This is a genomic window from Lysinibacillus sp. FW12 (genome assembly GCF_050817245.1).
Lineage (GTDB): Bacteria > Bacillota > Bacilli > Bacillales_A > Planococcaceae > Lysinibacillus > Lysinibacillus irui.
Genome location: NZ_CP139094.1, coordinates 1,334,029 through 1,347,590, shown reverse-complemented (window position 1 = coordinate 1,347,590; position 13,562 = coordinate 1,334,029). Strand labels below are relative to the sequence as shown.

Annotated in this window: 13 protein-coding genes; 1 reads left to right on the top strand and 12 read right to left on the bottom strand. The window is 38.4% G+C overall.

Features of this window, described 5'->3' with window-relative positions; genetic code table 11:
* Nucleotides 1-92: 92 nt before the first annotated feature.
* Nucleotides 93-488, top strand: a complete 396-nt coding sequence (locus SJW71_RS06855) for a sigma-w pathway protein ysdB (protein WP_274794050.1) — start codon at nucleotides 93-95, stop codon at nucleotides 486-488.
* A 23-nt stretch (nucleotides 489-511) separates the two neighbouring features.
* Here the strand turns inward: SJW71_RS06855 and SJW71_RS06850 are convergent, their stop codons facing one another.
* The 12 genes from SJW71_RS06850 to polA all read right to left on the bottom strand — a co-directional run bounded on the left by SJW71_RS06850 (nucleotide 512) and on the right by polA (nucleotide 13,464).
* Nucleotides 512-775, bottom strand: coding sequence for a DUF1294 domain-containing protein (locus SJW71_RS06850; RefSeq protein ID WP_274794051.1), 264 nt, complete (start codon nucleotides 773-775; stop codon nucleotides 512-514).
* A 131-nt stretch (nucleotides 776-906) separates the two neighbouring features.
* On the bottom strand, nucleotides 907-1,266 hold the full coding sequence (gene rplT / locus SJW71_RS06845; RefSeq protein ID WP_004226314.1) for a 50S ribosomal protein L20: 360 nt from the start codon (nucleotides 1,264-1,266) through the stop codon (nucleotides 907-909).
* A gap of 57 nt (nucleotides 1,267-1,323) precedes the next feature.
* On the bottom strand, nucleotides 1,324-1,524 hold the full coding sequence (gene rpmI, locus SJW71_RS06840; RefSeq protein WP_004226312.1) for a 50S ribosomal protein L35: 201 nt from the start codon (nucleotides 1,522-1,524) through the stop codon (nucleotides 1,324-1,326).
* A gap of 31 nt (nucleotides 1,525-1,555) precedes the next feature.
* The gene (gene infC, locus SJW71_RS06835) at nucleotides 1,556-2,059 is read right to left on the bottom strand and encodes a translation initiation factor IF-3 (RefSeq protein WP_016994853.1); all 504 of its coding nucleotides are present in this window, start codon (nucleotides 2,057-2,059) and stop codon (nucleotides 1,556-1,558) included.
* Between the two features lie 415 nt (nucleotides 2,060-2,474).
* Nucleotides 2,475-4,406: a threonine--tRNA ligase gene (gene thrS / locus SJW71_RS06830; protein WP_274794052.1), complete on the bottom strand. Its 1,932-nt coding sequence runs from the start codon at nucleotides 4,404-4,406 to the stop codon at nucleotides 2,475-2,477.
* Nucleotides 4,407-5,047: 641 nt separating this feature from the next.
* On the bottom strand, nucleotides 5,048-5,977 hold the full coding sequence (gene dnaI / locus SJW71_RS06825) for a primosomal protein DnaI (protein ID WP_274797364.1): 930 nt from the start codon (nucleotides 5,975-5,977) through the stop codon (nucleotides 5,048-5,050).
* 27 nt (nucleotides 5,978-6,004) lie between these two features.
* Complete coding sequence (locus SJW71_RS06820) at nucleotides 6,005-7,369, bottom strand: replication initiation and membrane attachment family protein (RefSeq protein WP_274794053.1); 1,365 nt, start codon at nucleotides 7,367-7,369, stop codon at nucleotides 6,005-6,007.
* A 16-nt stretch (nucleotides 7,370-7,385) separates the two neighbouring features.
* Nucleotides 7,386-7,856, bottom strand: a complete 471-nt coding sequence (nrdR, locus tag SJW71_RS06815) for a transcriptional regulator NrdR (RefSeq protein ID WP_004226277.1) — start codon at nucleotides 7,854-7,856, stop codon at nucleotides 7,386-7,388.
* A gap of 260 nt (nucleotides 7,857-8,116) precedes the next feature.
* Complete coding sequence (locus SJW71_RS06810; protein WP_274794054.1) at nucleotides 8,117-9,139, bottom strand: glyceraldehyde-3-phosphate dehydrogenase; 1,023 nt, start codon at nucleotides 9,137-9,139, stop codon at nucleotides 8,117-8,119.
* 205 nt (nucleotides 9,140-9,344) lie between these two features.
* Nucleotides 9,345-9,938 carry a dephospho-CoA kinase gene (gene coaE, locus SJW71_RS06805; RefSeq protein ID WP_274794055.1) on the bottom strand — a complete coding sequence of 198 codons (594 nt, stop codon included), beginning with the start codon at nucleotides 9,936-9,938 and terminating at the stop codon, nucleotides 9,345-9,347.
* A gap of 13 nt (nucleotides 9,939-9,951) precedes the next feature.
* Nucleotides 9,952-10,824, bottom strand: a complete 873-nt coding sequence (mutM, locus tag SJW71_RS06800) for a bifunctional DNA-formamidopyrimidine glycosylase/DNA-(apurinic or apyrimidinic site) lyase (RefSeq protein ID WP_431811885.1) — start codon at nucleotides 10,822-10,824, stop codon at nucleotides 9,952-9,954.
* A 12-nt stretch (nucleotides 10,825-10,836) separates the two neighbouring features.
* A complete protein-coding gene (polA, locus tag SJW71_RS06795) occupies nucleotides 10,837-13,464 on the bottom strand; it encodes a DNA polymerase I (protein ID WP_322606040.1) in 2,628 nt (875 codons plus the stop codon).
* Nucleotides 13,465-13,562 lie beyond the last annotated feature (98 nt).

The window sequence follows — 13,562 nt, the reverse complement described above, 5'->3', positions numbered from 1 at the left end:
ATTTCTAAAAAATATTTAAGTAAAAGTGAAACTATTTGACCTCTCTAATCGTATAGGAAAGAATAACCTTTCTTCAAGGGGGAAATTTAAACATGTTGCCGTTACTAATTCGACTTGCTGTAATAGCGCTTATTATCTATGTATTTTATAAAGCGATTCGTTATATAACCGATCCTAAACGCAAACTTGATGAAGCCTATGAAAAAGGCCAATATTATTTTTATGATGACGTTAAAAATGTCCGCAAAAATTTCTTTATTTCTTATAAGGGTGCTCTTTTTGAAGGTGAAAAATACCTGGGTACGACAGAAGATGCCTTCGAGGTTGTCACTATCTTCGTTGGTGCTCGAGATGCCGCAACGTTGCAAGGCTTCACCAAGAGCGACTTTGAATATTTACAGCAAGAAATTTTATTGAACTATCCAAGTGCTAAAATTAATTGGAAGCAGCCCATTGAACAGCTTATGCGGAACACATCCTCTTCATGAGGATGTGTTTTTCTTATTTTCGTTTAAACCCACAATTGTACAACAATAAATAGTTGAATGGCTGCTAGTAGTGGAAACCCAAATGCAAAACTATTGTGGCGTGTTTTGTGGCGGAATAAATACATACCAAGTACACCACCAACTGCCCCTCCTACAATAGCTAATGTAAACAAAGTGCGCTCTGCAATTCGCCATTCATGCTTTTTCGCACGAGATTTGTCCATACCCATTAAAATGAGCAGCACAATTGATAGTATACCCATATAAGCTAATAATGCTTGTCCCATTCTCTACTCCTTATCAAAAAACGTTATACTACTAATCTAACATAAAAAAGACTGATGGAAAAATCCATCAGTCTTTTTGGCACCTGTCGCTACGCTTTCGGTGCAGAAATAATAATTGACATTGTCAACTATTATTTAGCTACTGCTTTTTTTGCAGCGTCTGCTAATTGAGTGAATGCTGCAGCATCAGTTACAGCAAGGTCAGCTAACATTTTACGGTTAACTTCGATACCTGCAACTTTTAAACCGTGCATTAAACGGCTGTAAGAAAGACCATTCATGCGAGCAGCTGCGTTGATACGAGTGATCCATAATTTACGGAAATCACGTTTTTTCTGACGACGGTCACGGTATGCATATTGACCTGACTTCATTACTGCTTGGTTAGCAACTTTGTATAATGTATGTTTTGAACCATAGTAACCTTTAGCTAATTTTAATACTTTTTTACGACGTTTGCGCGTCACTGTTCCGCCTTTTACGCGTGGCATATGAATTACCTCCTGCTTTTCATTAAAAAATGAATGTTAGTATTTTTTTGTAGTCAATTATTTCATGTAAACAAGTAAAGATTTGATGCGTTTGAAGTCACCAGATGAAACGATGTTTGCTTTACGTAGGTGACGTTTTTGTTTCGTAGATTTGTTTGCGAATAAGTGACTTCCATAAGCACGGTCGTATTTTAATTTACCTGAACCCGTTTTTTTGAAACGTTTCGCAGCTCCACGGTGAGTTTTCATTTTTGGCATGTCGAATTCCTCCTAAACTGTTCGTCTAATATTATTTCTCGTTCTTTGGTTGAAGAACTAAGAACATGCTTCGGCCTTCCATCTTCGGTTTTTGTTCTACCGTTGATACTTCAGCACAAGCTTCAGCAAAACGATCTAACACACGTTGACCAATCTCTTTGTGTGTAATCGCACGACCTTTGAAACGTAGGCTACATTTTACTTTATCGCCTTTTTCAAGGAATTTAATCGCATTACGTAACTTCGTTTGGAAATCATGCTCATCGATAGTTGGGCTCAGACGAACCTCTTTCATTACGATGACCTTTTGATTTTTACGAATTTCACGGTCTTTCTTTTGCTGTTCAAACTTAAATTTACCATAGTCCATGATACGAGCGACTGGCGGCTTGGCTTGAGGGGCCACAAGGACAAGATCCAAGTTTACACGAGCGGCGATTTCTAGCGCTTCATTACGTGTCTTTACACCAAGCTGGTCACCATTGTGATCGATTAATCGAAGTTCACGTGCGCGAATGCCTTCGTTTACATACATGTCTTTGCTAATAGTAATCCACCTCCAAGTAGTTGTCGCGAATACATGGTTTGGGCAAAGCCTTGCCCGGTTGAACGGTACATCCTCTTGTCATGTCCATAAAAAAAGGACGGACATTTTTGAAGATGTCCGCCCGCTATATGTGCATGCGCAAGTTTACGCAAAACAATTCAACGTGTCATACCTGTTCACAGCCTTTAAAGCGTTGTATCAGGTGAGAAGCGGGCAGCCTCTACTTCAACCACAAACTTTGTATTCATTAACCTTAATTATATTAGCATGTATATGATAAGTTGTCAAATGTTTAATTTCTTATCTCTACCATATTGACCTAGAATGAAATATTTTATACAAAAGTAAGATTTATTTTATACAGAAACCCTCACTTATGCAAGCGAGGGTTTCTTGTAAATGCTTATTTAGTAATTTCAGCTTTAATCGTTGCTAGGAAATCTTCAAAGCTAATTGTTTCAGAATCTTTTGAGCCATAACGACGTACATTCACGCCATTTGCCTCAACCTCTTTATCCCCAATGACAAGCATATACGGAATTTTCTTCATTTGCGCTTCACGGATTTTATAGCCTAATTTCTCTTCACGGTCATCCATTTCTACACGTAAACCAGCTGCAGTTAATTGTTCTTCAATTTGTTTTGCATAGTCGAAGTGAGCTTCATTTGATACTGGAATGACTTCCACTTGTACTGGTGCTAACCATGTTGGGAATGCGCCTTTGTACTCTTCAATTAAGAAGGCAACAAAACGTTCCATTGTTGATACTACACCACGGTGAATAACGACTGGACGATGTGGTTTACCATCTTCTCCAACATAAGTTAGGTCAAATCGTTCAGGTAATAAGAAGTCTAATTGAACTGTTGATAAAGTTTCTTCTTTACCAATCGCTGTTTTTACTTGTACGTCAAGTTTTGGTCCATAGAAAGCAGCCTCACCTTCAGCTTCGAAGTAATCTAAGCCAAGCTCATCCATCGCTTCTTTTAACATGCTTTGTGCCTTTTCCCACATTGCATCATCATCAAAGTATTTTTCAGTATCCGCTGGGTCGCGATACGATAGACGGAATGAGTAATCATTTAAATCAAAATCTTTATAAACTTCTAAAATTAATTGTACAACTTTTTGGAACTCCGCCTTAATTTGGTCTGGACGAACAAAAATATGAGCATCGTTTAAAGTCATCCCACGTACACGTTGTAGGCCTGAAACTGCTCCTGACATTTCATAACGGTGCATTGTACCAAGCTCTGCAATACGTAATGGTAGGTTACGATAAGAATGCATGCTGTTTTTGTAAACCATCATATGGTGAGGACAGTTCATCGGACGCATAATTAATGTCTCGTTATCCATTTCCATTGGTGGGAAAATAGAATCTTGATAATGATCCCAGTGACCAGAAGTTTGATAAAGCTCTTTCGAACCTAATACTGGTGTATAAACATGCTTATACCCAAGTGATAATTCTTTATCCACGATATAGCGCTCAATAACACGACGAATTGTTGCACCATTTGGTAACCAAAGTGGTAAACCTTGCCCTACCTTTTGAGAAGTTGTGAACAGGTCTAATTCTTTCCCGATTTTACGGTGATCACGTTCTTTTGCTTCCTCTAACATTTGTAGGTGATGTTTTAATTCTTCTTTTTTGAAGAACGCTGTACCATAAATACGTTGAAGCATTTTATTATCAGAGTTTCCTCTCCAATAAGCACCCGCTAAAGATAAAAGCTTGAATTCACGAAGCTTACCTGTTGATGGTACGTGAATACCACGGCAAAGGTCGAAAAATTCTCCTTGATAATAAATAGACACTTGCTCATCAGCAGGAATAGCTTCTAGTAATTCTAATTTATATTCATCGCCAATTTCTTCATAGATTGCTTGAGCTTCCGCACGACTTACATTTTTGCGTTCTACTTCTAGGTTTTCAGCAATAATTTTTTTCATTTCTTTTTCAATTGCAGGTAGATCTTCAGCAGTAATTGGTGTTGGTGAGTCAATATCATAGTAGAAACCACCTTCAATAACTGGACCAATACCAAGCTTCACATCTGGGAATAGACGTTTGATAGCTTGCGCTGTTAAGTGAGCTGTTGAATGTCTTAAAATCTCAAGAGCTTCCTCATCATCCTGTGTAATGATTGCAATTGTTGCATCCTCTTCAATTGGTGTTTTTAAATCCACTAACACACCGTTAATTTTACCCGCATAAGCCTTTTTACGTAAGCCTGGGCTAATTGATAATGCTACGTCATCAGTTGATGTGCCTTTTGCAAATTCCTTTACAGCGCCATCTGGAAAAGTTAATTTAATCATTTCTGACATATTCTTTGCACTCCTTTAGTTGTGTTAAATTCATAATGATTGATGAGTGAATCCGGCAATCGTTCGAGTATTTCAGCTTAGCTAGAAATTAGGGCACCCTATTTGAGCAGGTCTCAAGTCTTTTGGAGCGGATTTCTCCTCCCTTGGAGCGGTGTGAACTACTTTTGGAGCGGTTCTCCCCCTTCTTGGAGCGGTTGCAACTCCTTTGCGAGCTGTGTGACCACTTTTTTGAGCGGTTCTCTCCTCTCTTGGACGAGGTCACCATCCTTGCGAGCGGAGTCTTCAACTTTTCGAACAGCTTCCTTCTCATTCTAGGGTATTCTTCATATGTGCTAGAAAACAAAAAAGCTCCGTCCCTACGAAAGGGACGAAGCGTATGCTCGTGGTTCCACCCTTCTTCCTTCCGACTTATCTAAAGTCAGACGAAGCTCAAGGCTAGCTAACGGGCTAGGGACCGGCGAAAGATTATCCCTTTCGCTGCTCAGTAGGTAGTAAATAATGTGCCGACACTAGGAAGTTTACAGCCGATGACTTCCCTCTCTATAAGCTGATACACAAAATTCATGTCCTCATCAATGCATGTTGATATTAAGTATATGAGTCAGTATACGCTCGATTGTCGAAAAATGCAACTACCAATGTTACATACGACGATTTTTACCTCGCATTTCAATCGGTATAGTCAAGGCTTTAATACGCTCCATAATTCGTCCTGCTTTTACAACTTCAATATCACCCTTTTGTGACTGTGCTAAATGGTGCTCCAATTCATCATAATTAAAATTAGACGTGATAAACGTTGGTAATTGCTCTGCCATACGATAGTGGAAAATGGTTCCTAAAATTTCATCTCGCGTCCACGCCGTCATAGTTTCTGCACCTAAATCATCCAACATTAGGACAGGAGCTTTTTTAATATAATCTATTTTCTCGTTTAATGTATTATCGCCTATAGCATTTTTCATTTCTCGTAAAAACTCTGGGACAAACACAACAACAGAGCGAATTTTAATCGATGCTAGCTCATTAGCTAAAGCACCAAGCACAAAAGATTTCCCAACACCAAATTTACCAAATAAGTAAAACCCTTTGGAGGGTAGTTGACCTGACTCTTTTGTCATTTTTACAAATTGAGCCGCTTTTTGTGCAATCGCGACGCGAGATTCATCATCAATACTTAGATCTTGAATGGTCGCTTGGAGCACATCTTTTGGCATGTGCATGCTTGCAATCATATTCGCAACATCTCGGCGTTCTTCTTCTCGTACCTTTTGCTCACAACGAACATAGTCCATTTCAATAGAATTCCTGACGATTCTTAATGTCGGGAGGAAGCCTTTTAAATAGTTGGTACAGTGTTCGGTATTATCGCAACCACAGCATTCTGTAGATTGACTAATAAATTCATGAAGCTTTGGTAAATTTCGTTCAATATTCTCGTAGTTTAATTCATCTGCATGTTGAGCTAGAAATTCCTGTACTTGTGGATGTTCTAAAATTTCACGTCGCATAGCTTCATAGCGTTCTTGAAACGACGGTACATTTATTGCTCGTTTTAATGGTCCATTTATAGGTTCGATTGTTGCTCACCTTCTTTGCTATTCACTTTTTCCTAGCATTTCCAATATTTTCTGACGTTCTTTTTCAAAGTCTATCGTGCTAGAAGCATCTTCCTCTTGTTTTTCATTACGTTTATAAAACCATTCGGGGACTTTTTCTTCACGCTGATTTCTTGAACGTCCTTTGACCTGTTGACTCGTTTTATTTGCAGTTTGTGGCTTGTTTTTCCAAGCAGTATATTTATCATGCTCTTGGCGTGCAAGCTCCATTGCTTCCTTTGCCGTTTGGACATTTTTACGTACCCAGTGATCAGCAATCGTTTCCACATATTTTTTAGGTAGTTTCATATCTGTCGTTAGCATAACGTATTCTAATAATGCATTGACTACCCCAATTGGCATGCCGTGCTGAACGATTAAATTTTCTGCAAGTTGAACAGACGTTTGTAATGGTTCTTTACCATTATTAATATCACGTAATACTTGAACAGGAGCTGTTGTCTCTAAATAATGTTGGAGCTCCTGATCCTTCGTTTTTTGCCCCACTTCTGCTACTGGTAGAGGTTCGTTTACTCTTGCTAGTTTTGGCGGTTCCTTTGAAACTGTTAATTTATAAAAATCGGCAGCAGCCTTGCGTAAACGTTCTTGGGAAATTCCTAAATCATCGTCCAAAGCAAGAATGACCACTTTTTGCATATCAAGGGCTGTTAAATGATATAAAAATGCCAGTTTCGCTATCGCTTCACGTACTTCTAATGTCAACAAATTGGAAGGTACCAATTGCTCTGACAAACCTGCTTGCAACAAATCAAAATCAAATTGCTCCAAATAAAAAGGATATACTTTTTGCTGTTTATCCTTTTGACTCGTATCCACTTGTAAATCGGATGGGATATTAGAATGAACAGGCTTAAAGACATCAATAAAGGCGCGAGACACATCCTTAAATTCTTTGTCCTTTACAGGTGACATAAAGCGCTGACGTAAGTTTCGATAGGCCTGCTCGCCGATTTTACTAAACAGAAACATCGACAACAACGGATCTTTCATAAAACTATCTGCATCAAGTGGGCGCTGTAGCTCATATAAAAAACTACGCTCACCCGCATTTTCTTTTTTCCATGTGCGTAGCAAACCGATTGCCTCCAGTGCAATACGGGCCTCAAACACTTTACCAATGGGCAAACCGAGCACATTCATTAAATAATAATGGGTCATTTGCTGTTTTGGCATTTGTTCAGCTTCAGCCCATAACGTTAAATAAAGGCTAATTGGCTCCGAGCCGGTTAATGGTTGATAAAACAATGTAACTAATTGACGCTCCTGTGTAGAAAATGCATGAGGTAGACGAATGTCGAAAGGATCGCCAGGCTGCAATTCCTTATATAAATGAATCAACGTCATTCATCCTCTCTGTTTTCTATGATTTTTTCTCCGTTTGACGTTGAATAATATCTTTAATTTCCTCAATAAAAACATTAATATCCTTAAACTGACGGTAAACCGAGGCAAATCGCACATAGGCTACCTCATCAATTTTAGCTAAGCGATCCATTACCATTTCACCGACGTCTTCTGAGCGTACTTCTGAATTGCCTATACGACGAAGATCTTTTTCAATAGATAGGACAAGTTCCTCCAGTACATCAAGCGCTACTGGGCGTTTCTCACAAGCACGAATAAGTCCACGAAGTACCTTCTCACGGCTAAACTCCTCTCGTGAACCTTCCTTTTTAACTACGACTAATGGTGTCTCTTCAATTTTTTCAAACGTTGTAAAACGGAAGCCACACGACTCACATTCACGACGTCTACGAATTTCTTTATTATCATCTACTGGCCTCGAATCCACAACACGCGTTCCGTTAAATTGGCAAGATGGACATCTCATATAATTACTCTCCTGATTTACAACAATTTAATATTTCTATTATAACAAATTTCCTACATGTAAGAAAAGTGCATTCATGTTTGTGAGCACATGATAAACCTAAAGCACCTAAAGTATAAGAAAATTATTCAAATTTAAGAGGTCTAGAAGGATTGCCATTGTAGCACAAATAACATAACACTTAACCATTTTCGGTATTCCTCTGCATAAAAAAAGCACATTGAAATCACTTAGATTTCAATGTGCTCACGATGAAATTTTTATGCGTTTACTGTTTCTAAAGCATTCGCTACTTTTTTCACAAGATCTACTACACGTGCAGAGTAGCCCCATTCATTGTCATACCATGCAAGTACTTTTACTTTACGGCTGCCTAATACCATTGTAGAAAGTCCATCAACCGTTGATGAGTAAGTAGTTGTGTTGTAATCAGAAGATACTAATGGTTCAACAGAGAAGTTCAAAATGCCCTTCATCGGACCTTCTGTTGCAGCTTTTACGAATGCAGCATTGACAGCATCAACTGTGACATCCGTATTTAAATCTACTACAAGATCTACTAAAGAAACGTTTGGTGTAGGAACACGCAATGCCATACCATGAATCTTACCTTCTAATTCAGGTAAAACTAATTTTAATGCTTTTGCAGCACCTGTAGATGTTGGAATAATGGATTGTGCGCATCCACGTGCACGACGTAAGTCTTTATGTGGATTGTCTAGGTTCTTTTGGTCATTTGTATAAGCATGAACTGTTGTCATTAAGCCATTCTCAATTCCAAATGTGTCATTCAATACTTTCGCTACTGGAGCTAAGCAGTTCGTTGTACAAGAAGCATTTGAAATAACATCATGTTTAGCAATATCAAGTTTGTCATCATTTACACCTAAAACAATTGTTACGTCCTCGTTTTTACCAGGTGCTGTTAAGATAACCTTTTTAGCGCCCGCTTCTAAGTGCATTGCTGCTTTGTCACGTTCATTAAATTTACCAGTAGCTTCAATAACGATATCTACACCCATTTTTGCCCAAGGTAATTTTAATGGATCACGTTCGCTAATAATTTGAACACGTTTACCGTTTACAACTAAAGCATCGCCTGCTGGTTCTACCGTACCTTCAAATGTTCCGTGATTTGTGTCATACTTAATCAAATGTGCTAACGTTTCAGCTGGGTAGCTCGCGTTAATTGCAACGATATTTAAATCCTGTTGTACGATCGCTTGGCGGAAAACCATACGTCCGATACGTCCGAAACCATTAATAGCAATTGATACTGTCATTTATAATATCCTCCTGTGAGTACATACTCAGATTAATTAATTATATACTTTATGGTGATTAGTATAACACAATTTTAAAAAAGATGAACATTATATATTCACAATATAAAAGTTCTTATTTTCTGAAAAATTAATCCTTATTATGTCGTTTCCCCATTAAAAAATGCGCAGCAAACATATTTTGCTACGCATCTTAATGAAACCATTAAATAACATTCCAATAACTGAGGATTTTCCTTAATTGTTCCTCTGTATTTTCTATATTCTCATTATTATAAATAACCGCATCTGCGCCTTTTTCTTTGACAGACATTGGTAGCTGTGAATGCATACGTGCTAAAGCATCTTCTTTTGATAAATTATTACGTTCCATTAAGCGTCGAAGCTGAACTTCTTCACTGACCGATACGACAATGATACGCTCCACAAAATGCTGAAGCTTACTCTCAAATAACAATGGTATATCCATCACAACATGCTGATACCCTGCCTCTAAATAAGCATCACGTTGACGTAGCATTTCTTTTCGGATGGCTGGATGCATAATATCATTTAAAATTTTGCGTTTGGCAGGCTCATGGAAAATAATATCCCCCAGCCTTGTTCGATTTAAATTGCCATCCTCAAGCAAAATAGCTTGTCCGAAGCTTTCAGCAATTAAAGCTAATGTCTCTGTTCCTGGTTCTACGACATCTCGTGCTACAATATCTGCATCAACAATCGGTAACCCTAGTTCGGTCATCATTTTTGCTACTGTACTTTTGCCGCTTGCAATACTTCCTGTTAGTCCGATAATCATCGTTAAATCCCCTTTAATGTTGACAATTTGGGCAATAAACAGAGGTACGTCCACCAATTGTCATTTGACTCGTTGCTGTTTCACATACTGGACATATCTTTTTCCCATACATTTTCAGCCGATTCTGCATACTCCCGGCTTCCCCATTAATGTTTCGATAATCAGAAATAGTTGAACCACCCGCTTCAATACTTTGGCATAGGACAGCAACAATTTCCTCAAATAAAGCTCTTTTACGTTTGTCACTAATGCGATTCATTTTCCGTGCAGGATGAACTTTCTGGGCAAACAATGCTTCAGTAGCATAAATATTGCCACAGCCCGAGATGACTTGCCCATCCATAATAACCTCTTTCACAGCTTTATTTTCATATTTTGGTAATTTAGATTGTGCTATAAAAAATTCACAAGCATGCTCATCGAATGGCTCTGGTGCCATCTTTGTTAGCGGCACATAATCTTCAATCTTTGCCAAAAATCGAAGTTCACCAAAGCGACGAATATCCGAATAAATTAAGTATCCCCCATCTGCCATTTTAAATGTTGCATGGATATGCTTTTGGAATTTTTCCTCATTGATTTCTTCTGGTTCATTCACAACAAACCATGCACCTGTCATGCCTAAATGACTGACAAGCACATATGGCACATCATCCTTCATCAAATGAAAGAATATATATTTCGCTCGTCGTTCAATTTTAGTTATTGTCATGTGCGACAAAGACAATTCAAATGCATCCGGCTCTGCTTGTTTAACGATGCATTGCTTACCCTCACTAAAAGAGAAACGTACCCTTTCAGATAGCTGTACTTGTTGAATTGTCCGTCCTTCAATTTTTGGCTTCAATGCCTGGACGACACCTTCCACCTCTGGTAATTCAGGCATTTGAATCCCTCCTTATTTTGCTTCGTACCATGTAGAGCCATGGTTGAAGTCTACTTTGAGCGGTACGGAAAGCCCAATGGCATTTTCCATTACCTCTGGTACAATTTTTTCTAGCAAAGCAATCTCCTCTTTTGGAGCTTCAAAAATTAATTCATCATGCACTTGTAGAAGTAGTTTTGCCTGCATCTTTTCTTTTTTCAAGCGAGCATCCATATCAATCATTGCTTTTTTAATAATATCAGCGGCACTACCTTGGATCGGTGTATTCATTGCCGTTCTCTCCGCAAAGCTTCTTAAATTAAAATTCGAGCTTGTAATGTCTGGTAAATAGCGACGTCTATTTAAAATGGTTGTGACATACCCATTAAATTTTGCATCTTGTACAATATCATCCATATATTGTTTAACCCCTGGGAAACTTGCGAAATATTTTTCAATAAATATCGCGGCTTCCTTACGCGTTATATCCAAGTTTTGTGATAGTCCATAATCACTGATGCCATAAACAATCCCAAAGTTAACAGCCTTCGCAGCACGCCTCATATTACTATCCACTTCATCCTCTGCTACATGGAATACATCCATAGCAGTTCGCGTATGAACATCCATGCCTTCGCGGAAAGCCTCTACAAGGTTTTTATCTTCTGACATATGTGCCAGCACGCGCAATTCAATTTGCGAATAATCGGCAGAAAATAAAATCCAATCCTCTTTTGAAGGGACAAATGCTTGACGGATTTTGCGTCCTTCTTCCAAACGGATAGGTATATTTTGTAAATTAGGATCTGTAGAACTTAGACGTCCTGTCGCAGTTAAAGCTTGCTGGAAGCGTGTATGCACCTTGCTATCCGATTCATGAATTTCCTTTAGTAAACCTTCGATATACGTGGATTGTAATTTACCAAGCTGTCGATACAATAGGATATGTTCGATGATCGCATGCTCCGACTGTAATTTTTCCAATACATCAGCCGCTGTAGAATAGCCTGTTTTGGTCTTTTTAATCACAGGTAGACCAAGCTTCTCAAATAAAATAACCCCTAATTGTTTAGGTGAATTAATATTAAACTTTTCTCCAGCCTCTGCATATATTTCTTGCTCAATCACTATTAGTTTGTCATTCAGCTCGTGCCCCATTTTTTCTAACGTAGCACGGTTAACTGTAATCCCTTCACTTTCCATCTCGCCCAAAATTCTTGCCAATGGTAATTCTAAGTTTTTATAAAGATCAAATTGTTCATTCTCTTTTAATAACGTTTCTAGCTTCGGCTGTAATGACCACACAGCAAAAGCTTTACGACAAACATGCTGAGCAAGTTGATCAATGTTTGGAATCGCACGCTTAGCTCCTTTGCCATAAACCGTCTCATTTGCTTGGACATCATAGTAGCCTAACTCCCTTGCTAGTGTGGCAACATCATCTCCACTTAGCCCAGGATTATTAATATATGAGGCTAAAAGCAAATCAAAGTCAACGCCTGCTAATTGAATACCTGCTCGCTTTAATGCCGCTTGAGCTGCCTTAGAATCAGACATATATTTTATTTTTGTTGCATCTTCTAACCAGCGACGAAGTTCATCTGATTTTGCTGCAATATCAAACGGGATATATTGTGTCTTAGTACCATCTGATAAAGCGATTCCTAATTGCTGACATGTATGATAATGCTCATTCTCAAGCTCAACATGTACAGCCATCACATCTTTTAAGTCTTCTGGTTTTACTTCTTGCACTAACTCATATTCAAATGGTGCTTGTTCTTCTTCTTGGACTGTAAAATCACTTTTTTCAATGAGTGATTTAAAGCCAAGCTCACGCCAAACACTCATTAATTCTTCTTCGTTTGGCCCGTTATAAACAAGATCAGCAAGTGAAATGGTAATTGGAGCATCTGTATAAATCGTTGCCAGCTTCTTACTCATGATGGCCTGCTCTTCATTAGCTACCAACTTTTCCTTCATTTTGGAGGCCTTCAACGTATCCATTGCCTCATAAAGTGCCTCAACGGAGCCATGCTCTTTTAATAATTTTACTGCTGTTTTTTCACCGACACCTGGTACTCCAGGAATATTATCTGAAGAATCTCCCATTAAGCCTTTCATATCAATAATTTGTAGTGGCGTTAAACCGTACTTTTCTTCAATAAAGGCTGGTGTATTTTTCTCAATTTCCGTAATGCCCTTTTTTGTAATATAGACCGTTACTTGCTCTGTCGCTAACTGAGTTAAATCACGGTCTCCCGATACAATAATCACATCCATATCCTGTGATGATGCCTCTTTAGCGAGCGTTCCTATAATATCATCCGCTTCATATAATTCTTGTTCATATTGCTTAATTCCATAGGCATCAATTAGCTTGCGTAAATAAGGGAATTGCTCTGATAATTCTGGTGGGGTTTTTTGTCGCCCACCTTTATATTCCGTAAACGTTTCATGGCGGAATGTTGTTTTTCCAGCATCAAAAGCGACTAATATTTTTGTTGGCTGTTCTTCCTCTAATATTCGTTGTAGCATTGTTGTAAAGCCGTACACAGCATTGGTATGAATGCCACTATCATTCGTTAACAATGGCAACGCAAAAAACGCGCGATACGCTAAACTATTACCGTCCAATAATAGTAATTTTTCTTTAGTCATGTTTTTATCCTCCTGCGTTGTCTTCTACTTAATTGTAAAACGAAAACGTATGTTTGAAAATGCTTCTCCTTTCTACTTTATCGGGAAAACAACCATTT